The sequence below is a fragment of the Paenibacillus agaridevorans genome (genome assembly GCF_003112455.1).
Taxonomy (GTDB): Bacteria; Bacillota; Bacilli; order Paenibacillales; family Paenibacillaceae; genus Pristimantibacillus; species Pristimantibacillus agaridevorans.
The window spans coordinates 32,418-53,290 of the sequence record NZ_BDQX01000051.1 but is presented as its reverse complement, the minus strand read 5'-3'; the positions used below and the strand labels follow the sequence as shown (position 1 = coordinate 53,290).

Below are 20,873 nucleotides of genomic sequence, written 5' to 3'. Positions count from 1 at the left end.
ATAAAAACCGACCCTGTTGTCAATCGGGAACCGAAGGTTTACAAACTGTTTACTCAAATTTGAGGTTGAAAATAGCTCAAATTTGAGTATAATTACGAAAGGATAATCAAGAGATAACGATGAAGGAAAGGTGAGAGGATGGACGCAAACAAAAGCAATACGAAACTGGTCGTAGCCGGCCTGATGTTAGGCCTGTTTATGGCATCGCTGGACCAGACGATCGTCTCTACCGCGATGGCGACGATTATCAAGCAGCTAGGCGGCTTTGAATATTTTATATGGGTATATTCGGCTTACATGATCGCGATGGTCGTGGCGACGCCGATCTTCGGGAAGTTATCGGATATGTACGGGCGGCGCAAGTTCTTCCTGCTTGGTTTGGGACTGTTCGTGGTAGGTTCCATTCTGTGCGGAATGGCGATGAACATGGAGCAGCTCATTATTTTCCGCGCGATTCAAGGGATTGGCGGCGGAGCCGTCATGCCGATCGTGTTTACGATTATTTTCGAGATGTTCCCCGCGGAAAAACGCGGCAAAATGATGGGATTATTCGGCGCCGTGTTTGGCATATCGAGCGTATTCGGTCCCATTATGGGCGGGGCGATAACGGATAACTTCAGCTGGCGCTGGATTTTCTACATTAACGTGCCTATCGGCCTGCTCGCGTTCGCGTTTATACTTAAGGCGTACCACGAGACCAAATCATCGAAAAAACAGCATATCGACTGGGCGGGAGCGATTCTGCTCACCATATCCATTCTGCTGCTAATGTTCGGACTGGAGCTCGGAGGGACGGAAGGCTGGGCTTGGGGTTCGCTGCAAACGATCGGGTTGTTTGCGGGCGCGGGCGTGTTGCTTGCGCTGTTCTTGTACGCGGAGACCAAGGCCAAGGATCCCATCGTCAACCTTGGCTTGTTCGGAAGGCGGGTCTTTACCAGCAGCATGATGATCAGCTTGCTTTATGGCGGTGTCATGATCGCAGGAGCGACGTATATCCCGATTTTTATTCAAGGGGTATTTAACAAATCTGCTACGGAAACAAGCACCGTTCTGATTCCGATGATGCTGGCGGTCGTATTGAGCAGCCAGATCGGCGGGCGCGTGGCTGACAAATTCAAGTTTCGCAACGTAATGGTCATCTCCGGCTTGACGCTTCTTGCAGGCACGTTGCTGCTCGGGTACGGAATGGATGCGGGGACGAGCAGAGGCGTTATCACCATGTATATGATCGTCGTAGGTCTGGGCATGGGCGTATCTTTCTCGCTGCTCAATATATCGGCGCTAAGCTCCGTGCCGCCGCAATCCAAGGGATCGGCAACCTCCCTGATTACCTTCTTCCGGACGATCGGCTCTGCTCTTGGCATCACCGTATTCGGCGTTATCCAGAAGCTGAGCTTCCAATCGGGTTTGCAAGAGGTGCCGAATATTAGCCCCGAGATCGCCGAACAGATCAAAGGCGGTCAAGCGCTGCTGGATCCTGTGGTTCAGAGCCAGATGGGGCTCAGCCAAGAGATCGTGGCCTCCTTGCTTGGCAAGCTCGCCGAATCCATCGTCCATGTGTTCCAATGGTCTGTTATTTTGCCTATCGCCGCGCTGGTATTCGCGATTTTAATGGGAAGCGCCAGGTCGCAAGCTGCGCCGTCCCCATCCACATCCGGCCAAGAGGGCGGCGGACGTCCGCCGAAACCATCGCTGCGCAGAGGGTAAGGGCATGTCGGTAAAGCTGCTCGTGCTGGGACTAATGATGGAACGGGATCGTCATCCCTACGATATTCGACAGACGATCAAAGCGCGGAATTGGCATGTCACCTTTAACGTGCGCGACGGATCGTTGTATTATGCCGTCGACCAGTTATGCCAAGAGGGCTCTATCGAAGCGGTGGAGATCGTACAAGCACCCGGCCAAAACAGACCGGACAAAACGATTTACCGGATTACCGACAAAGGCCGTGAGACTCTGGTGAAGATGCTTAACAAGCAGTTAGGGGAGACGGCCTTCCCTCAGCATCCAGTGCTCTCTGCACTGCCGTTTATACGGAACAGCGATCATACAGAAGCGCTTCGTTGCTTGGAGACGCAGCTGGAGGCGTGTAAAGAAAGAATTTCGATGATGGAGGCCGTTCAGCAGCTCAAGGCTGGGACGCTGCCGCGCGGTTCTGTCCATCTGCTTCGAGGTATTCTGAAGTTAAGTCTGGCCGAGAAGGAATGGCTGGAGGAAGTTATTGCAGAGGCCAAGAATGGCAGGCTATTCGAGCCGAAGCCTCCAAGCCCGGATTCCTGACCGGAATAAAAACGAAAAAACCGCCGGGGACATTGTCCTTGGCGGTTAAAGCGTACAAAGATTTTACATCCATTGCTCGCCCCAAGCTTGAATCGATTCGATGACGGGCTGCAGGTCGCGGCCTTTGGCCGTCAGCTCGTATTCGATCCTTACCGGCATCTCCGGGTACACATGGCGGTTTACGATGCCAAGCGTTTCCAGCTCTTTCATTCGATCGGTCAACATTTTATCGCTCATCTCGGGAATTTGCTCTTTCATGTCCTTGAATCGTTTCGGACCGCCCAGCAATACCCGTATAATTCGTCCTGTCCACTTCTTGCCTAACAAATCGGCCGCTGCTTCGTATCTTGGGCACATTGTCGAATAATCCACCGAAATCACCCCGCTTTTTGTAACTCCTATTGTATCATATATACGAACAAAAAGTAAGTGCCATCAAATTCCGCCGCCGATAGCGGTCCATAACGATGGTGGCATAATCCACGCTTCCGAAATTTGTTACACAATTGAAATCTTGCTGTGACACGCCCATTACATGCCGGGGGTATTATAGTTGCAAGACCCCCTTTTCATATATCAATTTGGACCTGCCGCTGGCGGGTCCGCTTTTTTTTGCCCATATGCGAGCCATCCCATGCTCGCGAAAAAGCCGAATGCACAAGGCAATGCCCTTGCATCCGGCTTGTTAATCGTCCATTCCTTTATTAAAGAGGAACCGCGACGGGCTTGCGTTTTCTGTAGAACTGCCACTGCTTGAAGCCGATCTCCTTCAGCCGTTTTGCCACAAGATCCCATTCGTCGCCGACCCGGCTTGGAACGTGGGCATCGGAGCCGAACGTTACGCCTACGCCGAAGTGCAGCGCACGCTCCAGGATTTCGTCGGAAGGATACCATCCGCCGACATCTTTGGTGCTTCCCGATGTATTGATCTCGATGGAAACGCCGCATTCTCCAATCGTCTTCAAGCAATCATCGATGGCATCGTGGGCGGGGATATGGGAGAAGTCGGGGTAATATCCCTTCATTGCGTCAATATGGCCCAAAATGTCGAACATGCCGCTTCGGGCGGATTGGCTGATCAGATCGTAATAGCTTGTTTTCTCCGCGACGTGCATGGACTGGCGAAGGTTGTTCCAGCGATTGCGGTTGAAGATGCTGACGCCTCCGACCTGATGTACCGAGCCGATCAAGTAGTCGAAGGGGACTCCGTCGTACGCTCTTCGATAATCATCCGCGAATTCCGGGAAGAAGTCAGATTCCATCCCGAGCAGCACTTCGATCCGTCCCTCGTATTTATGCTTGAGCCGCAGCACTTCGTCCACATAATTCGCGAAGTCGCTTCTGGCCATTGCAATGCCGGGAGACGGCTGATCTTCTTCGTGATAGAAGTAAGGAGAATGATCCGATATGCCGATTACCTGCAAGCCGGCTTCGATGCCGGCCAGAATATAGTCCTCGATATTGCCGTCTGCGTGTCCGCATCTAATATGATGGGTATGTAGATCGAATTTCACAGATATCACTCCTACTCGCTGCTGATGAATTGATGTTCCGGCATGCCTCTCAGATCACTCAGAAATTGCATCATGGCGGTATTTAAATATTTGCCCGACTTGTAGACGACGCCTACTGGATGGGTTGTCTCGAGCTCGTGAACCTTGATGAGCTTGAGCGTGCCGCGCTTCAGTTCCGATGGGATGGACAGCTTCGATACGATCGCGGCGCCGAGATCGATCTCGACCATTCGCTTGATCTCTTCGCTGCTCGACAGCTCCATGACAATATTGGGCACGATGTTGTACTTGCGGAAGATTGCATCCACAAACCGCCGTCCGAGCGTATCCGGCGCCAGCATAATCATGGGTATGTCCTTAAGCTTGTCGACCGTTGTATGAGTTAGAGTGCTCATGGGATGATCAGGCGATACGACGAGCTCGAAAGTGTCGTAATAAAGAACGGAGGAAGCAACACTTGGCGTTTTCTCCGTCAGATAAGTAATTCCTACGTCAACGGATCCGTTCTCCACGCTGGCCATGACCTGTGAGGAAGGCATTGTATGAATGGTTGTCTTGATCTGCGGATATTGGTTCTGGAAGTACGATAAGACGCGTGGCAATATTTGAATGGCGATGGATGATGTGGTGCCTAACGTAATATGGCCCTGAGGCGTCTGATTGAGATCATCGAGCTTCTGTTTAAGCTCCTCGACGATGTCCAGTATGCGCTCGGCATGCTCCAGGAATACTTGTCCGTGATCCGTAAGCGTTACGGGCTGATTACGATCGATCAAAATCGTCTTGAATTCGTCCTCCAGACTTTTGATTTGCGCTGATACTGCAGGCTGAGTCAAATTAAGCAGTTCCCCTGCCTTGCGAAAGCTCATTGTCTTGGATATGGTTAGCAAGGTTTCCAGCTGACTCATGTTCATGTCCAGTTGATTCCCCCTTTCGACATTGCCGAATGTCACTGGGCATAATTATCTATTATAACTTACAACCGCGGATTTCGGCAAAAGGGGAAATGATCCTTAAACCGAGGTGAAACGTCCGGCGCTATCCTTGGCGGTGGTTCAGTAAGTTTAATTCCGGGAGAAATAAAAAAACTCCAGCAGCAGTGCTGCTAGAGCCATTCTTTTTTGCGGAAGATGAAGTACATGCTGCATCCCAGCAGGAGCATAATGCCAAGAAGGACATAGGCGCCGTAACGATAATGGATGCCCGGTATCGCGTCGAAGTTCATCCCGTAGATGCCCGTCAGGAAAGTAAGGGGCATAAAGATGGTCGTAATCGCTGTAAACACGCGCATGATCTCGTTCGCCCTGCTGGATAGACTGGACTGATACGCCTCGCGCAAGTTGCCCATCAGGTCGCGATAGGTTTCGAACGACTCCGCGATCTTTAGCGAATTCTCGTATACGTCTCTGAAGTACTTCTGCAATTGGTCGTCGATCAGCTTCAATTCTTTTTTGTTGAGCGTAAAGATGACCTCGCGCTGAGGACCCAGCACCTTCTTTACCCAAAGGATTTCACCGCGCAGACCGATAATTTCGTTAAGATGCGACTTCTTGGTATGCATCAGAATATCTTCCTCTAACGTTTCGATCCGGTTATCGATACGGTCGCCGACAGAGAAGTAGCTGTCGACAACAAGGTCGACCAGGTAGTACAGAAACTGATCCGGGCGACAGACCTCTTGCTCCCATAAAATCGGCTTTACTGTACGGAGCTCGTTGATTTTTTGCTTCGTGACCGTAATGATATAATGTTGGCCCAGGAAGATGTTAAGAGCGCGTAGGAAAATTTCTTCATCGTCAAATCGGATGCTGTTAATAACAATAAAATAATGAGCTTCGTATATTTCGATCTTGGGACGCTGCTCCTCTTCTTGCAGGCAATCCTCGACAGCGAGGTCGTGCATGCCGAACAGGGGCTGCAGGACGGCAAGATCCTCCACATCGGCGTCGATCCAAAAAAATCCTTCCGAAGGCGCGACGAGCGTTTCTTCAATATTGTCGACGGTTGTGAACACGCCGTTTTTTACATGTCTGATTTTCATCGTCTGTTACTCCTCTCGTGTGGCAGGAGGCAGGTTGGCGCCAAAGAGAGGTCTGCGGCACTTCATTACGCCTTACATTCCGGGATATATGAGATCAAGTCGGAGCGTATGGGTAATCGAAGGGGCATTGCTTCGCTTGGGACATCCAGCCGGCTTCCTTGCTGGGGTTCGGTTCGGGCTCTGGTCTATCGCCTTCCATAATCGCCATACACTCCTTTATTTTGTCGAATACAGGTCCAATTCTTGTCTAGTATACTCCGGTGGGAAGACAACATTCAAGGATTAATAATGCCTTAACAATAGCGCCTATGCCGAGGGAAGACTTACCGAATACCAGCATATGCAAAAGAGGCTCTTGACGGGAATAACGGAATGCATTAAAGTGTAAGTTAATTAAGCAAGCAACAATTGAATAGACTACTTTCTTATCAAGAGCAGGCGGAGGGACCAGCCCGATGAAGCCCGGCAACCGGCGTAATAGCACGGTGCTAATTCTTGCGGAGACGTAATGTTTCTGAGAGATGAGAAAGGGAGACGGCTTCTTTACCGAGCAGACGACCTTTTCTCACGCAGAAGGGGTCTTTTTTGTTGCTCGCACACCAAGGAGGAATCAATATGCCGATTAAAGTGCCGGATCACTTGCCAGCAAAGGAAATACTGAACAACGAGAACATCTTCGTCATGGACGAGAGCGTGGCTTACCACCAGGATATTCGTCCACTTCGAATCGCGATATTGAACCTCATGCCGACCAAGGAAACGACAGAGACGCAGCTGCTTCGCCTAATCGGCAACACGCCGCTTCAAGTCGAGGTTGTGCTTCTCCATCCCCGTACGCATACTTCGAAGAACACGTCGGCAGAGCATCTGCAGTCGTTCTACAAAACGTTCGACGAAATTGCGCATTATTATTTCGACGGCATGATCATCACGGGCGCTCCGGTAGAGCATCTGCCGTTCGAGGAAGTGAACTACTGGGAAGAATTAAAGGAAATCATGGAGTGGACCAAAACCCATGTCACATCGACATTTCATATCTGTTGGGCCTCGCAGGCGGGCTTGTACCATCACTTCGGAGTGCCGAAGTACAATCTGGATGCCAAAATATTCGGCGTCTTCCCGCACACCGTCGAAAAACGCAACGTGTCGCTGTTGAGAGGGTTTGACGAGCTGTTCTACGTTCCGCAATCGCGCCATACGGAGGTTCGCCGCGAAGATATCGAAGCCGTCGAAAAGCTGGAGATTCTGTCGGAATCCGAAGAATCCGGCATCTATATCGTCGCCTCGCGCGACGGCCGCCAAATTTTCGTAACGGGTCACTCCGAATACGATCCGAATTCGTTGAAATTCGAATACGATCGCGACGTGGCAAAGGGCATGGACATCGAGCTGCCGCGCAATTATTTCCCGGGCGATAATCCGGACCGGGTGCCATTGTCGACATGGAGGGCTCACGCGAATCTGCTCTTCTCCAACTGGTTGAACTATTACGTATACCAGCAGACGCCTTACGAGCTGGGCGCGGGCATCTGAGATTTTAAGCGCAAAGAAGATCATTCTTTTTGGCGATAAAAACAACCTTGCTTCCGAAGCGGCTTAGCTTCAAAGCTAAGCCGCTCATTTTCGAGAGGCAGGGGTAGAGGTACCTCAATTCGATATGTAAGGGAGTTGCGACGTACAGATGAAAATCGAAAGTCAATTGGCGCAAATCGGCTCCATCAAGGAGCCTGTAACGGGAGCGGTCAGCTTTCCCGTCTATCAATCCACAGCATTTCGCCATCCGCAATTGGGGCAAAGCACGGGCTTCGACTATTCCCGCACGAAAAACCCGACGCGTTCGGTGCTGGAGGAAGCGGCAGCTCAGCTGGAATCCGGAGATGCGGCATTCGCCTGCAGCTCCGGCATGGCGGCTTTGCAGACGATCTTCGCTTACTTTAGTCAGGGCGATCATCTGATCGTATCGCTAGACCTGTATGGCGGAACGTACCGTCTGCTCGAGAGAGTTATGAAGCGATTTGGCGTCACGGCATCCTATGTCGACACGAACGATATCGACGGCATGTCTTCTCTGCTGCAAGAAAACACGAAGGCGGTCTTGATCGAGACGCCGACCAATCCGCTCATGATGATTACGGACCTAGAGCGGGTGTGCAACTGGGCGAAGTCAAAAGGACTGTTGACCATTGTGGACAATACGCTGCTAACGCCTTACTTGCAACGCCCAATCGAGCTTGGCGCGGACATTGTCGTACATAGCGCGACCAAATATCTCGGCGGACATAACGACGTTCTGGCGGGACTGATCGTGACGAAGGGCGAGGAGCTGTCGAAGGAGATGGCCATTCTTCACAACTCCATCGGAGCCGTATTGGGGCCTCAGGATTCCTGGCTGCTAATGAGAGGCATGAAGACGCTCGCTCTGCGGATGGAACGCCATCAATTCAACGCGACGAAAATTTCTGAATATCTGATGGAGCATCCGGCGATCGAGGAAGTGTATTATCCGGCGTTGAAGCATCATCCCGGACATGACGTTCAAAATCGCCAGTCCTCCGGCAACACCGGCATCTTCTCGTTCCGTCTGAAGGACGCCCGGTATGTCGAGCCGATCCTCCGCCATATCAAGCTGATCGCGTTCGCGGAGAGCCTGGGCGGCGTGGAATCGCTGATGACGTACCCGGCTATGCAGACGCATGCGGACATTCCCGAAGAAATACGCAAGGCTGTCGGCGTTGACGACAGACTCCTTCGTTTCTCCGTCGGCATCGAGCACGTCGAGGATCTCATTGCCGACCTGTCGCAGGCGCTCGACGCGGCGAAGCTGGAGATCGAGGAGCAATAGTGGGGCAATAGAGAGCCGCATTGGAGCAAGTGCAAGATATGAGCTCTCCTGGACAAGCTCTTTTATATGAACATTTAAAAAGTATATGCAGCCGCCCTTCCGGGCGGCTTTTGTTATCGTTTAAGAAATGATGCAACATTTCGAAGGTGGATAACGAACGGTGTTACACCTATAGAATATGGATCGGCCCAGAATCTAACGGACCTTGGGAAACTGGAAAAGGCGCAGGGTTGCCTTTCAAGTACGAGTACGAATATGCGGACTGGGGACCGAGATTTACGGTGAAACGACTTGACGTAAGGGAAGCGGTCAAGCTAGCCTGATAATAGACGAAAGTTAGCAATGACTTCGAGAATGATTGGATAAAGGAGAGGATAGCGATGGCGATCAGTCCTGCCGCGACCAAGGTTGGTTTTGTCGGAACGGGCGTTATGGGCAGCAGCATGGCGAAACATCTGCTGAACGGAGGTTACGAGGTTCATATTTATACGAGAACGAAGGAGAAGGCGGCAGAGCTGCTGGAACTGGGCATGGTTTGGCATGATTCGCCGGGCGAGCTGGCTTCGGTTTGCGGCGCCATTATTACGATCGTCGGTTATCCGAGCGACGTTGAGGATATTTACTTGAGCGAACGCGGCATTATCGGATCGGCCAAGCCGGGCACCTACTTGATCGATATGACGACCTCCAGCCCCGCGCTTGCCGTTCGCATTCACGAAGCTGCGGCCGCTGCAGGTCAACATTCCCTCGACGCTCCCGTTTCGGGCGGCGATATCGGAGCGCGCAACGCGGCGCTGTCGATCATGGTGGGGGGGGACGAGGCCGCCTTTACGGAGGTGCAGCCGCTTCTGTCGCTCATGGGCAAAAACATCGTGCTGCAAGGAGGCCCCGGAGCGGGCCAGCATACGAAGATGGTCAATCAGATCGCGATCGCTTCCAATATGATCGGCGTCTGCGAGGCGCTTGTATACGCCAAACACGCGGGCCTGAATTTGGAGAGCGTGCTTCGCAGCATCGAATCCGGAGCGGCGGGCAGCTGGTCGCTCTCGAATTTGGCTCCGCGCGTCATTGCCGGCAATTTCGAGCCGGGTTTCTTTGTAAAACATTTTATTAAGGATATGGGGATCGCGCTGGACGCTGCGGCGGAGATGGGCATCGAGCTTCCGGGATTGTCGCTGGCAAAGGAACTCTATGGACGTCTGGCGGATGCCGGACTTGCGGACAAGGGGACGCATGCGTTGTACCTGGCTTGGGACTGACAAACTGGGAGGAACCGGGAAGAAGCAGCTGCCGATACGCGCTTTAATCAAGCGTGGCGATGATTGATACTGGCGCGATCGAAAGCGCCAAGCGTCAAGCAAAGGTGAGCTTGTCGACGTTGCTCGTCAGGCAAGGAGCATAAGAAACGGGAGAGTGTTGAGATGAAGGTACTGCTGGCTTTTGATTCGTTCAAGGGGAGCTTAAGCTCGCTGGATGCGGGAACCATCGCGGCCGAAGCCATTCGGGAGATCAATCCCGACGCGGAATGCGACGTCATTCCACTAGCGGATGGCGGCGAAGGCACGGTTGAGGCCGTCGCGTATGCCTCAAAGGGCGAGCTCATCAATTTGCGGACATCCGGTCCGCTGAGAGAGTCCGTCAATAGTCCTGTCGCGTTGATTCCCGATAGAGACGGAGAAAGGACGGCTGTGTTGGAATCCGCTTCGATATGCGGACTTACGATGATGCCGGCAGGCAGTTTGGACCCGCTTGCGGCCACTTCGACCGGAATCGGCGAGGTTATTACGGAACTGCTGGACATGGGCATACGGCGCTTCGCGGTCGGGCTGGGCGGCAGCGCTGTCAATGATGGCGGAATGGGTATGCTTGCCGCGCTTGGCGCCGAGTTTCTCGATGCTGAGGGGAACAGATTGAACGGCTCCGGAGGCGACATGCTGAAGCTGGCGTCCATGTCGCTGGCGGGACTGGACGAACGGTTATCCGAATGCCGGATTACGATCGCAACCGACGTCGATAATCCGTTATGCGGCGAGCTTGGCGCCACGTACATATACGGCAGGCAGAAAGGCGTTACGGAAGAACTGGCGGCTCCGCTGGATCAAGCGATGTTGTTGTACGGCTCTTTGCTGGAAGAGGCGCTTGAGGAACTGCCGTCCTATCAAAGTCGGCATGTGGCAAAGATGCAGCTGCAAGCGGCTTCGCAATCGCAATCAAGCTCGCATTCGCGGACGCTCCTACGGGACAGGCCCGGCGCCGGCGCCGCCGGAGGCCTTGGCTTCGCCCTCATGGCACTCGGGGGAGAAGCGGCAAGCGGCGCGGATTGGATGATGTCCCGAGCGGGGTTCGCGGACAGGGCGAGCGGCGCCGACTGGATCGTAACTGGCGAAGGCAGGAGCGACCGGCAGACGCTGCATGGCAAGCTGCCCATGCGAGTCGCCGAAGCCGCGCGGCAGTCCGGAGCACGCTGTATTCTTATGTCGGGCAGCCTGGGGGACGGTATTACGGATCTGGCTCCGCACTTCGCGGGCTGCTTCTCCATCGTGAAGGAACCCGCAAAGCTGGAACAATGCATAGAGCAAGCCGGACCTCTGTTAAAGCTGGCAGTCGGAGAGACGTTTCGACTCATTCGCTCCGCGGAAGCAGCTAGGCAATCATAGCTGTTTTGCGGAGGGCAACTAATCCATTCTATTGATTTCTGTCTCTAATTTGTCACGATTGCCTTCGCCCAGAATGATAGCTAGCCCCGCGAATGTGTGGTAGGATTAAGTATTATGACTATCACGGATGGGGGAGATGAAGGCGAATGAGCACAATCGACCGAATATTGGATAAAGCCTTGCGCGGTGAGCGTATCGGTCAGGAGGAAGGCATGGAGCTGCTTGCCTCCGATCAGATCGAGAAGATGGGCCGCGTTGCGAACGAATTAATGTTGAGGCGCCACCCCGAGCCGATAACGACCTTCGTGGTCGGTCGGAACGTTAACTATACGAATGTATGCGATGTTTATTGCCGGTTCTGCGCGTTCTACCGCGCACCGAACTCCAAGGAAGGCTACGTGCTTGACGATGAGGTCATCCTGAGCAAAATTCAGGAGACGATCGACGTCGGCGGCACGGAAATTTTGATGCAAGGCGGCACGAATCCTAACCTGCCATTCACTTATTACACCGATCTGCTTCGCAAAATCAAGGCGAGGTTCCCCGACATTACGATGCATTCCTTTTCGCCGGCGGAGATTCAAAAGATGAAGGTGGTGTCCGAAGGGCTGTCTCTCGACGAGGTCGTTGCTCAGCTGCATGCGGCTGGACTGGACTCGCTGCCCGGAGGCGGCGCCGAAATTCTGGATGACCGTACGCGCAGAAAGATCAGTCGGATGAAGGGCTCTTGGACGGATTGGATGGACGTGATGAACTCCGCCCATCGACACGGCATGAATACAACCGCGACGATGGTGTACGGCCTTGGCGAGACGATCGAGGAACGTGCGCTTCATATGATGCGAATCCGGGACGAGCAGGATAAAGTAAAAGCGATGGGTTATCCTTCGCCGGGCTTCCTGGCTTTCATCTCCTGGCCGTTTCAGCCGGATAATACGAATCTCAAGCTCGAGAAGGCAAAGCCGGAGGAATATCTCCGTATCGTGGCGGTAAGCCGCATTATGTTGGACAACATTCCGAACTTCCAATCCTCTTGGGTCACGATGGGGCCGGAGATGGGCAAGCTGTCGTTATCTTACGGGTGCAACGACTTCGGAAGCACGATGATTGAGGAGAATGTTGTATCGGCTGCAGGCACGACACATAAGGTAAACATCGAGCTGATTCTGCAACTGATCCGCGAATCCGGCAAAATCCCGGCGCAGCGCGATACCAAATACAATATTTTGCGCATGTTCCACGAGGCCGACAAGGCCGATAAGGACTTTGTCATGCAAAACTAATATTGTGCCAAGTGAGGGGCATGAACCATGGAGTCAGTATTGTTTATTGCAGGTTGGGCCATAGTTGGCATTTGTATCGGCGGTTTAATCGTGGTTTTGAAATCTAAATTTAAGAAGTAGAGACTTAAGAAATTCAGGCGAAAGCTTAAACGGGGCTGTCCAATAAGTCTCAAAAATAAAAAGTTGGGCGGAAAAATCTTCCGTCCAACTTTTTTGTGTACCTGCTTTTTCAGGAAAGTGGCGAGTCGGATGCCTGCCACTTAACATTAAACCAAAACGGGGCGTCCGGCATTCCGATTTCATTGACTTTTTGGATAGCCATTATTCCAAGTGCCGGCCTGTTTGGTGAATTGTGTATGAATATTCATACACGTTTGTCCAGGTGCCGGCCTGTTTGGTGAATTGTGTATGCATTTTCATACACGTTTGGCCAGATGCGGCCTGTTTGGTGAATTGTGTATGCATTTTCATACACGTTTGGCCAGATGCCGGCCTGTTTGGTTGATTGTGTATGCATTTTCATACACACGTACCCCGGTGAAGCTACTTTTGTTTATTTTTGTATTCAAGCCTACTCATATATTTGAGCCATAAGGACAACGGGGCTACCTTAAAAGTTCACATCTCGGACAAGCCCTTTGTGTGCTTGGATATTTCATTAGACTTGCGTTAGCCGCATCATAAACTCTTCGATGTGACGATTGACGGCTTCGGGATTATCCCGATTCGTCAGATGGTGGGCGTTCGGAATCGAATGAAAGTTGGCCCTGCGTATGTGCTCCCGCAAATAAGGCTGCTGCCTGCCGACCATGTTGTCATGCTCTCCATGCAGAATCAATGTCAGGCAAGCTACTCGATGAAGATCGTCCCTGCTTTCCATGCGCAAATTGCCGCTCCAATGCCGCAGGAATCCATCCTTCGTCATCTTGCCGAAAGACTCAAGCACGAAGTCGCGATTGGATGGATTATGGCTAGACATGGCGCTTGCCGTCCATTTCGCCGTTTGTCCGAAGGGGAGGTAACGAAGAAAAAACTGGCTGAACGGAGCGGCATATCGTTCGAAACGGTTAAATGTATTGGTGAATGGCGTACCGATGAGAATAAGTCCCTGCACGTAATCCGGATATCGTACGGCTGTTTGCAGCGAAATATGTCCGCCCATGGATAAGCCGCACAGAACGGCGGATCGGAGCTCCAGGTGATCAAGCAGTCCCTTCAGGTCCCGGCTGAAATCCTCGGAGTCGACCTCTCCAGGCGGCAAGCCGGAGTCGCCATGGCCGCGCACATCCCAGACAATCCTCTGATAGCGGGACGATAAGGCCGCTACTTGAGGCTCCCATTGCTTGCGATACATGGAGTGCCCATGCGTGAACACGATTGGCGTCCCTGTGCCTGTCACTTCGTAATAGATATCGGTACCGTTAATGCGGCTAACGGGCATGCGGATCCTCCTTTCCGGTCGGAGCGGCAGCGGGTGTGGACTTCAGCACCACAGCGAAACATTCTTCCACCCAATTTTTAAGCGGCTGCGTATCGTCGTTAAGTCTAATCAAGAGCGAGCCCGCAATAGCCGATTGCAAAACTCTTGCCAGCGCCTCCGGATTATCCGATCGCAATTCGCCGCGATCCAACGCTTGACCGATAAAATATTGGACCGTCTCGTCGATAATCCGCAGCCTCCGCCTCGAACGGTCCAGCAGTTCGGGATCCGACACGCTTTCAATATAGACGGATGTCAAGTTAGCGAGCATGACGGGATCGTCCACTTTCATGACGGCGTCCTCGAACATCGTTCGCAGCGACTGAAGGCTGCCGTTCTGCGAATGGCGTAATTCGGCGAACTTTGCAGACATCCCTTCATTAACGGTCTCGAGATAAAACAGGATCATTGATTTCTTGGATCCGAATCGTTTGGAAAGCGCAGCTGGGGAAATCTCGATTTCCTTGGCGATATTGTCAAGCGTCAGCTTGGCGTACCCATACTTGCCTAAAGCGGAGTATATGCCTCCCAGTATTCGTTCGTCGCTGTATTCGCGCGGTCTCGCCATCGATGATTCACCTCGTTCATTAATAAGTGGTTGATCACTTACTAATCAATATAACAAAGTATGAGTCCGAATGCCAATCAAGATTTGCGAATGATCCAGGCTGCCAATCTCTTCTTTGTATATACGGACTCTCGGGACCATATACTGTAACGGAAGGAAAGGGGTGAGCGCGAATGGACTTGTTCACAGTGGCATTGCCGGCAAGTCTGCATAATTCCGCCGAGCGGTTGCTGGACTTGATGACGGAGCATACGAACGATGAATTACATAATTACACGGAAGCAGATCCTGCGTCGGGAGGAATTGCCCGATATGAGCTGGATGACGGCATTATTACCTGCCGGGCTGTGCTGCCTGCGTTTCAATTAAAGCTGCACGGACAATTCGTCTACAGATCCGCCTCTCGGGCCATTGCGGATTACATTATCGAGCAGTTGGAGCCTGCTATGCTCTCGGACATTATAGGACACAAGCATCGCAACAATCCAGCCATGGACACGGCCATCATCGAACGGTATTGCCATGAGCTCCTGCAAGGGAAAGATTGGGACGGGCTCGGCGGAAAGTTTCACGAAGCCGACAGACTGCGCCGGAGAGGCAAAATCGCGGAGGAACTGGAGCTTTATTTGCAGGATCAGACGTTGCTTCAACTGCAGGGCTTCACGACGTTCCGATTGCATGCCTATCGTACGGAGCTGGCCGAGATCGCGGAATACGCTCTGGACGAATATGTGCTCGACAAGCAATATCAGGAGTTTATCTCGCTTCTGAAGTATTTTGTCCAGATGCAGGACTCCAAAGTGCCGCTTGTTCATCTGCTGCATAAGGGCGGTCACGATTTCTCGATGTACGACGAAAGCTTTCGGACGCTGGAACATAAGCCGCCGGCCGACCGCATCGTCGCTGAGATGCTGGAGACGGAGATGAACATCGAGGACATGGTGATCAGCTCGCTTATCTCCGTGTCTCCCAAAAAGATTACGGTCCACACGAGGCATCCGGAGCTGCAGGTCATCCGCACGATCGAGACGATCTTCGACGGCAAGGTCAACGTATGCGTGCAATGTTCTTCCTGCGCCAGCACCCTCGACGAATGGATCCAGCCTTAAAAGGATGTTTAAAAAGTCCGCTTTGCATTACGAAGCATCTCGAGAAGCGTATTCGACGTCGAATATTGAACTCAGCCGAACCTTCCGGTGCTCACGTAGCGCTGCTACGCTCCGCTCCTCAGGTTCTAGCTTCGTCCAATCTTCTCGGTCCTGAAAACCGGACTTTTTAAACTTTAATTTGAATTGTCCGCTTTCCATTACGAAGTATCTCGAGAAGCGTATTCGACGTCGAATATTGAACTCAGCCGAAACTAAGCATATGCTTACGAAGTATGTTTCCTCCGGAAACATTGCAGGTGCTCACATAGCGCTGCTATGCTCCGCTCCTCAGTTTCTAGCTTCGTCCAATCTTCTCGGTCCTGAAAACCAGACTTTTTAAACTTCGATTTGAATTGTCCGCTTGACCGGGACCGACTGCACGTTCTATAATGACGACATATAGTTACGTCTAACAGCGACGACAGATGACAAGTATCCGTCATGGCGCCTGTGCAGAGAGAGAAGCCCTGGGCTGCAAGCTTCTTCCTGACGCGGTCGGATATACCCCATCTATAGCTGTACGGTTGAACCGCCCTTGTGGCCAGTAAGCCGTACCGGACATCTCCGTTACCAGATCATACGAGGACTGTCCGTCCGCCTGCACCTTGCAGCGTGGAGCCGAATGGTCGAAGTAGGGTGGAACCACGAGCACAAGCACTCGTCCCTTATGCGGGATGCGGTGCTTTTTTTGTGCGCGTCGGCGTACTGCCATGCTTGATACCTATCAGAACCCGGAAGGAAGTTGAACATGAGCATTAAAGTAACGTTACCGGACGGGGCCGTGCGCGAATACGAAGCAGGCTCCTCCATCGAAGAAATCGCGGGCTCCATCAGCCCTGGACTGAAGAAAAACGCCGTAGCGGGCAAGCTCGACGGCAAAGTCGTCGACATCTATACGAAGCTGGAGCAGGATGCTGCGATTGAGATCGTGACGCTTGACGGCGCGGACGGCCTTGAAGTGTACCGTCACAGCACGGCGCATCTCCTGGCGCAAGCGTTAAAGCGCATCTACGGCGAGAAAGCCGTGAAGCTTGGCATCGGACCGGTGATCGAGGACGGCTTCTACTACGATATCGACATGGAGCAGACTCTGTCGTCGGAGGATCTGGCTGGTATCGAGAAGGAAATGAACAAAATCGCAAACGAAAACCTGGATATCCGCCGCCGTGTCGTCAGCCGCGAGGAAGCGCTGGCGATCTTTACAAAACTGGAAGATAATCTGAAGCTGGAACTGATCCGCGACTTGCCGGAGGAGGCCGAGATTACGCTGTATGATCAGGGCGAATTTTTCGACTTGTGCCGTGGTCCGCACCTACCGTCTACAGGACGCATCAAGGCGTTCAAGCTGCAGAGTATCGCAGGCGCTTACTGGCGCGGCGACTCCAAGAACAAGATGCTGCAGCGTATCTACGGAACGGCGTTCCCTAAGAAAGCTCAGCTTGACGAGCATCTCCATTTCCTGGAGGAAGCGAAAAAACGCGATCACCGCAAGCTGGGTCGCGAGTTGAAGATGTTCACGTTTTCTCGCGAAGTAGGTCAAGGCTTTCCGCTGTGGCTACCTAATGGCGCCAAGGTACGCAGAACGATGGAGCGGTATATCGTCGATCTCGAGGAAAGCTTGGGCTACCAGCACGTGTACACGCCTGTCCTTGCCAACGTGGAATTGTACAAGATCTCCGGTCACTGGGAGCACTACAGCGAGGACATGTTCCCGCTGATGGCGCTGGACAACGAGGAACTGGTCCTTCGCCCTATGAACTGTCCGCATCATATGATGGTCTTTAAAAGCGACATGCGCAGCTACCGCGATCTGCCGATCCGGATCGCCGAGATGGGCACGATGCATCGCTACGAGATGTCGGGCGCTTTGACTGGCCTGCACCGCGTTCGCGCGATGACGCTTAACGACGCCCACATCTTCTGCCGACCCGATCAGATCAAGGAAGAATTCGCGCGCGTTGTCGGTTTGATCCGCAAGGTGTACGAGGACTTCGGCATCAAAGAATACCGCTTCCGTCTCTCTTACCGCGATCCCCAAGATACCGAGAAGTACTTCCAGAACGACGAAATGTGGGAGATGTCTCAGCGTATGCTGCGCGAGGTAGTAGAAGAGCTCGAGCTTCCGTTCTTTGAGGCGGAAGGCGAAGCGGCGTTTTATGGTCCGAAGCTTGACGTTCAGATCAAGACGGCGCTGGGCAAGGAAGAGACGCTGTCCACGGCGCAGCTGGACTTCCTGCTGCCTGAGCGGTTCGAGCTGGAATACGTCGGCGATGACGGCAAGAAACACCGTCCGGTCGTTATTCACCGGGGCATTATCAGTACGATGGAGCGTATGACAGCGTTCCTGCTCGAGAACTTCGCTGGCGCGCTGCCGCTTTGGCTGTCGCCTGTTCAAGCGAAGGTGATCCCGGTATCGCAGGCTTACGAGGCGTATGCGCGCAAGGTGGAAGAACAGCTTCAACTTGGCGGCATTCGCGTCGAAAGCGATCTGCGCAACGAGAAGCTGGGCTACAAAATTCGGGAAGCGCAGCTGGAGAAAATTCCTTATATGCTCGTTGTCGGCGATAACGAAATGCAAGCCGAAGCCGTATCGGTGCGGAAACGAGGAGAAGGCGATATCGGGTCGATGCCGACATCCGAGCTCGTCGCATTGCTAAAAGGTCAAATTTCGTCCAAGGAATAACCAAACATAAGCGAATAAAGCTTGTGCCATTGGGGCAATCTTACCTCTGAGGAGGAAAGTATCCCGATGGCTACAAGCTTTTTGTTATGGTTAAGATGGGCTAACAGGAACGTTCTCGTATGGCTCGCCGTCGTTGTCGTCTGGACCTCGACCATTGCTGCTCTACCGGCAAGCGCGGCGCCGGCCGAGATCGAAGTGGTTGCGACAGGCTACACGGCAGGCGTGGAATCGACGGGCAAACGTCCGGGCCACCCCGGCTATGGCATCACATATTCAGGCGTGAAGGTGCGAAGGGACCAGGTATCTACCATCGCGGCGGATCCCAAACTGTTCCCGATTGGCACGCTGCTTTATATTCCGGGCTACGGCTACGGCGTCGTGGCGGATACGGGCTCGGCAATCAAGGGCAAGCGTATCGATCTGTATTTCGAGACCATCAAGGAAGTATACGAACAGTGGGGGAAGCGGAGTGTCAGCGTACAGGTGCTGAGACGGGGCAATGGCAAGTTGACGGAGTCCTGGCTGCACAGCATCAACCAAGCCGTTCAAGTCGGCAAGCCGATTCCGCAAGCGTATTTGGAGTCTTAACGACTGCATAGTTTGCGGTGGCGAAGCCATACTAAACTTGGACGGGGAGGTGAATACAATGGCTAAAAACAAAAACAATAATGCCGCTCAAGGTCAAGGTCAAGTTCAAAACAATCAGTTCGATGCTGAATTCGCTGAAGAGTTAAATCAGGCTAAAGCTGCCAACAGCAAAGCAGCAAACCAAAAAGTAAATCAACAAAATCAGCAAAATCAACAAAACCAATAACATGCGATTGGCCGTTACCGGCCGCGCACATGATGAAAGAAACGAAAGAGGAGCCCCTGCGGCGCCTCTTTTTTCTTTTCAATTGTCGAAAACAGGGATATAATGTAGGGAAACCTTACATCGGTTAATTCTCTATCCAATAATTCGACGAAAGCGCGGTGAAGAAGGATGCGAACGGCAAGCTGGTTCACCAAGGGTTCAACCGTTAACTCCCAAGACGCCAAGCAGGACCAAATGAATATATTGCTCCATGAATCGGTAGTCATATCCGATCAACTGACGGCAGCGGTTGACGAGGTAGACGGCGCAATCGATCAACTAACGTCTATTGCCGACGCTTCGCAATCGCAGGAGCAAAAGCTCAGATTATCCAGTTCCGTCGCGATGAGCAGGATTGAGGAGGCGTTCTCCTCCTTGCAGGAGGTCGCTTCCGCAGCAGGGCAGATCAGCGGCGCTTCCTTGCATCTAAACGAAAAGAGCAAGGAGACGAAGGAAGTTGTGCTGGATGTTTGCCGCTCGCTGCTTGACACCGATGAAGCCATGAATGAACTTAAGCGACAAAATGCAACGATGGGGCAACATATCCTGGAGCTTATTCAGCATACGTCACAGATTAACGAGATCAATGCCCTCATACACGAGATCGTGTCCCAGACCTCCCTGCTAGCCCTTAACGCCTCCATCGAAGCCGCGCATGCCGGGGAGTACGGCAGAGGTTTCTCGGTTGTTGCCTCACAGATCAAGAAGCTGGCCGAACAAAGCGCGGATGCTGTCAAACGGTCCACCGGCATGGTGGAGCAGATCGAAGGCGGGGTCAAGCAGGTCGTCGAAGCCGTCGACCGCGAGAAGCAGTCCGTGGAGCGCAGCGTCTCGGAGATGGCTGTCAACAAGCAGCGGATGGACGCCATCTTTATGAAGATTACGGAAGTGGACGAGCTGGTTAGCCGAACAGCCACCGCCAGCAGCGAGCAGACCATACATATGAACGGCTCTACCGCAATGCTTAAGGACGTTGTGAACTCCGTCAATGAAACGATTAACAGCGTCGACGAGACGCTGGCGCTTGCGAACAAACAGCGAGAGCAGGTGCGCAAGCTCGATCGGGTGAGGGTAAATCTCGGCCGCTCTTCCGCCGCCCTGTCGACAGCCGTGGAAAGGATCGGTATCAAGCGCTCCGGGAGCACGGAAGCTGTTAATATATCGGGCGTACAGCAATGGCTAAGCGGTGCGGCGGCGGATCCGGAGCTCGCCGCGCTGGTCGAAGCCGCGCATGAACGCAAGCTGACCGCGATGCTGGCTTCGCGAACAGAAGTCGAGGCCATCTGGTCCAACCGCGGGGACGGCTCCTTTATTTTCTCGCTTCCTGAGGCTGGACTGCTTAACGCGAAAAACAGAGAATGGTGGAGGCGGGCGATAGCCGGTCAGCCGTTCCATTCCGAAGTTTATGTCTCCGCTATATCCAAGCAGTTGTGCGTGACGGTAGCCGTTCCGATCCGCGATGGCGGCGGACAAGTTATCGGCGTGATCGGAGCGGATATGTCGGTCCGGTAACGATAACTCAT

The 20,873-nt window shown here is 52.9% G+C and carries 18 protein-coding genes and 1 riboswitch; of the genes, 12 read left to right on the top strand and 6 right to left on the bottom strand.

What is annotated here, in order from left to right:
• The first annotated feature begins 138 nt into the window (after nt 1–138).
• Together PAT3040_RS05370 and PAT3040_RS05365 are read left to right on the top strand one after the other, a co-directional pair.
• The gene (locus PAT3040_RS05370) at nt 139–1,707 is read left to right on the top strand and encodes an MDR family MFS transporter (protein ID WP_108991833.1); all 1,569 of its coding nucleotides are present in this window, start codon (nt 139–141) and stop codon (nt 1,705–1,707) included.
• A 4-nt stretch (nt 1,708–1,711) separates the two neighbouring features.
• Nucleotides 1,712–2,281 carry a PadR family transcriptional regulator gene (locus PAT3040_RS05365; RefSeq protein WP_108991832.1) on the top strand — a complete coding sequence of 190 codons (570 nt, stop codon included), beginning with the start codon at nt 1,712–1,714 and terminating at the stop codon, nt 2,279–2,281.
• Between the two features lie 63 nt (nt 2,282–2,344).
• Here PAT3040_RS05365 and PAT3040_RS05360 read toward each other — a convergent pair whose 3' ends face one another.
• From PAT3040_RS05360 to corA, 4 genes are all read right to left on the bottom strand, one after another.
• The gene (locus PAT3040_RS05360; RefSeq protein WP_087572396.1) at nt 2,345–2,653 is read right to left on the bottom strand and encodes a winged helix-turn-helix transcriptional regulator; all 309 of its coding nucleotides are present in this window, start codon (nt 2,651–2,653) and stop codon (nt 2,345–2,347) included.
• A gap of 332 nt (nt 2,654–2,985) precedes the next feature.
• Nucleotides 2,986–3,795, bottom strand: a complete 810-nt coding sequence (locus tag PAT3040_RS05355; RefSeq protein WP_108991831.1) for a histidinol-phosphatase — start codon at nt 3,793–3,795, stop codon at nt 2,986–2,988.
• Nucleotides 3,796–3,806: 11 nt separating this feature from the next.
• Nucleotides 3,807–4,709 carry a LysR family transcriptional regulator gene (locus tag PAT3040_RS05350; protein ID WP_087572389.1) on the bottom strand — a complete coding sequence of 301 codons (903 nt, stop codon included), beginning with the start codon at nt 4,707–4,709 and terminating at the stop codon, nt 3,807–3,809.
• A 191-nt stretch (nt 4,710–4,900) separates the two neighbouring features.
• Nucleotides 4,901–5,836, bottom strand: coding sequence for a magnesium/cobalt transporter CorA (gene corA / locus PAT3040_RS05345; RefSeq protein WP_108991830.1), 936 nt, complete (start codon nt 5,834–5,836; stop codon nt 4,901–4,903).
• A gap of 422 nt (nt 5,837–6,258) precedes the next feature.
• Nucleotides 6,259–6,364: riboswitch (SAM riboswitch) on the top strand.
• 87 nt (nt 6,365–6,451) lie between these two features.
• On the opposite strand from corA, the gene metA reads away from it, so the two are divergent.
• The 5 genes from metA to mqnC all read left to right on the top strand — a co-directional run bounded on the left by metA (nt 6,452) and on the right by mqnC (nt 12,618).
• Entirely contained in the window at nt 6,452–7,369 is a 918-nt protein-coding gene (metA, locus tag PAT3040_RS05340) for a homoserine O-acetyltransferase MetA (protein WP_087572391.1), read from the top strand.
• Nucleotides 7,370–7,517: 148 nt separating this feature from the next.
• Nucleotides 7,518–8,678, top strand: a complete 1,161-nt coding sequence (locus PAT3040_RS05335) for an aminotransferase class I/II-fold pyridoxal phosphate-dependent enzyme (RefSeq protein ID WP_108991829.1) — start codon at nt 7,518–7,520, stop codon at nt 8,676–8,678.
• Nucleotides 8,679–9,040: 362 nt separating this feature from the next.
• Complete coding sequence (locus PAT3040_RS05330) at nt 9,041–9,937, top strand: NAD(P)-dependent oxidoreductase (RefSeq protein WP_373863927.1); 897 nt, start codon at nt 9,041–9,043, stop codon at nt 9,935–9,937.
• 162 nt (nt 9,938–10,099) lie between these two features.
• Nucleotides 10,100–11,335, top strand: a complete 1,236-nt coding sequence (locus tag PAT3040_RS05325; protein ID WP_108991827.1) for a glycerate kinase — start codon at nt 10,100–10,102, stop codon at nt 11,333–11,335.
• Nucleotides 11,336–11,481: 146 nt separating this feature from the next.
• Nucleotides 11,482–12,618 carry a cyclic dehypoxanthinyl futalosine synthase gene (gene mqnC, locus PAT3040_RS05320; RefSeq protein ID WP_108991826.1) on the top strand — a complete coding sequence of 379 codons (1,137 nt, stop codon included), beginning with the start codon at nt 11,482–11,484 and terminating at the stop codon, nt 12,616–12,618.
• Between the two features lie 658 nt (nt 12,619–13,276).
• Here mqnC and PAT3040_RS05315 read toward each other — a convergent pair.
• Together PAT3040_RS05315 and PAT3040_RS05310 are read right to left on the bottom strand one after the other, a co-directional pair.
• The gene (locus PAT3040_RS05315) at nt 13,277–14,059 is read right to left on the bottom strand and encodes an alpha/beta fold hydrolase (protein WP_108991825.1); all 783 of its coding nucleotides are present in this window, start codon (nt 14,057–14,059) and stop codon (nt 13,277–13,279) included.
• Nucleotides 14,049–14,666 carry a TetR/AcrR family transcriptional regulator gene (locus PAT3040_RS05310; RefSeq protein WP_108991824.1) on the bottom strand — a complete coding sequence of 206 codons (618 nt, stop codon included), beginning with the start codon at nt 14,664–14,666 and terminating at the stop codon, nt 14,049–14,051. Before PAT3040_RS05310 ends, PAT3040_RS05315 begins: the two co-directional genes overlap by 11 nt.
• A 173-nt stretch (nt 14,667–14,839) precedes the next feature.
• Between PAT3040_RS05310 and PAT3040_RS05305 the strand changes: the two genes are divergently transcribed.
• The 5 genes from PAT3040_RS05305 (at nt 14,840) to PAT3040_RS05285 (ending at nt 20,862) form a co-directional block, all read left to right on the top strand.
• On the top strand, nt 14,840–15,775 hold the full coding sequence (locus PAT3040_RS05305; protein ID WP_108991823.1) for a putative sporulation protein YtxC: 936 nt from the start codon (nt 14,840–14,842) through the stop codon (nt 15,773–15,775).
• A gap of 787 nt (nt 15,776–16,562) precedes the next feature.
• A complete protein-coding gene (gene thrS, locus PAT3040_RS05295; protein ID WP_108991821.1) occupies nt 16,563–18,497 on the top strand; it encodes a threonine--tRNA ligase in 1,935 nt (644 codons plus the stop codon).
• 66 nt (nt 18,498–18,563) lie between these two features.
• Nucleotides 18,564–19,085, top strand: a complete 522-nt coding sequence (locus tag PAT3040_RS05290) for a 3D domain-containing protein (protein ID WP_108991820.1) — start codon at nt 18,564–18,566, stop codon at nt 19,083–19,085.
• A gap of 58 nt (nt 19,086–19,143) precedes the next feature.
• Nucleotides 19,144–19,311 (top strand): hypothetical protein, encoded by a 168-nt coding sequence (locus PAT3040_RS36775; RefSeq protein WP_179215971.1) that lies wholly within the window; start codon nt 19,144–19,146, stop codon nt 19,309–19,311.
• A gap of 168 nt (nt 19,312–19,479) precedes the next feature.
• Nucleotides 19,480–20,862 carry a methyl-accepting chemotaxis protein gene (locus tag PAT3040_RS05285; RefSeq protein ID WP_108991819.1) on the top strand — a complete coding sequence of 461 codons (1,383 nt, stop codon included), beginning with the start codon at nt 19,480–19,482 and terminating at the stop codon, nt 20,860–20,862.
• The last annotated feature ends 11 nt before the right edge of the window (nt 20,863–20,873 follow it).